The 1,679-nt window shown below is 69.4% G+C and carries 1 protein-coding gene; it reads left to right on the top strand.

The window, feature by feature from the left end:
* The first annotated feature begins 122 nt into the window (after positions 1-122).
* Positions 123-1,502 (top strand): IS1380 family transposase, encoded by a 1,380-nt coding sequence (locus ACFXI4_RS44640; protein ID WP_385003423.1) that lies wholly within the window; start codon positions 123-125, stop codon positions 1,500-1,502.
* The last annotated feature ends 177 nt before the right edge of the window (positions 1,503-1,679 follow it).

The following is a 1,679-nucleotide window of genomic DNA, read 5'->3' as shown; positions in this document are numbered from 1 at the left end:
CCTCGCGCTTTCGCGAGTGGGTCTGTCCGAGTCTTGATCAAATAAATGGAGAGTGCTGCTGACCTGCAACGATGGGACTTGTCGAGGGTCCTGTCAGCTGCAAGGAAAGAAGCACTCTCCAGGTGAAGAAGAGTAGCGGGTCGTACCCGCGTGTCCGTGTCGAGGGCGGCAGCCGTGGAGTTGTTGCCCAGGCCGGGGCCGTGCTGCTGGTCGAGACGGTCCGCAGGTCCGCCCTGGACACCGCGATATCCGCGGCGCTGGCGCCGTGGCGCAAGCGGCGGGCCGTGCACGATCCGGGCAAGATCCTGCTGGATGTGGCCCTGGCCGTCGCACTCGGCGGCGACTGTCTGGCCGACGTCGGCATGCTGCGGGCCGAGCCGGCGGTGTTCGGCCCGGTGGCCTCCGATCCGACCGTCTCCCGCCTCGTCGACGCGCTCGCCGCGTCCGGCCCGAAAGCTCTTGCAGCGATCCGCGGTGCACGTTCCGAAGTGCGTCAGCGCGTCTGGGAGTTGGCCGGGGCAAGCAGTCCGGCCGCCGACGGCCAGGTGATCGTGGACATCGACGGCGTGCTGGTCCTCGCCCACTCCGAGAAACAAGACGCCACCGCGACCTGGAAGAAGACCTTCGGCCATCACCCGCTTGTCGCGTTCGTCGACCACGGCCCAGCCGGGTCCGGAGAGCCGGTGGCGGCCCTGCTGCGGCCCGGCAACGCGGGCTCCAACACCGCCGCCGATCACATCGAGACCGCCCAACTCGCCCTGGCCCAGCTGCCCCAACGCCTGCGGCGGGGACGGCAGACGCTGATCCGCACTGACTCCGGCGGCGGCACCCACGCCTTCCTCGACTGGCTCTCCCGGCGCGGCCGGTGGCTGTCGTATTCCGTCGGAATGACCATCACCGACGCCATCCACCAGGCCGTCCTGAAGATCCCGAAGAAGGCGTGGACACCGGCCTACGACGCGGGCGGCACCGAACGGCCCGGAGCCTGGGTCGCAGAGATCACCGACATGCCCGACCTGAGCACCTGGCCCACGGGCATGCGGCTGATCGTCCGCAAGGAACGCCCGCACCCCGGTGCCCAGTTGCGCTTCACCGACCTCGACGGACTGCGGCTCACCTGCTTCGCGACCAACACCAAAGGCGGCCAGCTCGCCGACCTCGAACTGCGTCACCGCAGGCGGGCCCGCTGCGAGGACCGCATCCGAGGCGCCCGCGCCACAGGCCTGCGCAATCTGCCCCTGCACGACACGGCACAAAACCGGATCTGGCTGGAGATCGTCTCCCTCGCACTCGACCTCCTCGCCTGGATGCAGATGCTCGCACTGAGCGGCGATGCCCGCCGCTGGGAGCCCAAGAAGCTCCGGCTTCGGCTGTTCTCCGCCCCCGCGCAGCTCGTGAACACCGGCCGCCGCCGCTGGCTCCGCCTGCCCACCCGATGGCTCTGGACCGCCGTCATCAGCCACGCGATCGTCAGGCTCCACGCCCTGCCGAACCCCGGCTGACCAGCCACATCGACCGTCCCGACGACCCGCACCACCACACACCGGTGAAGTGGAACCCGGCGCCCATCCGACGCGAGAGCCGGACCCTCGCCCTGCCCCAACCCCGAAAAGACCGCACCACACAAACGCGGAGTCCCCGTCAGCGAACCGACGAGGACTCATGAACGATCGAGGCTA

This window comes from Streptomyces sp. NPDC059224, from assembly GCF_042754285.1.
Lineage (GTDB): Bacteria > Actinomycetota > Actinomycetes > Streptomycetales > Streptomycetaceae > Streptomyces.
This window is presented reverse-complemented; position numbering and strand designations above follow the sequence as displayed.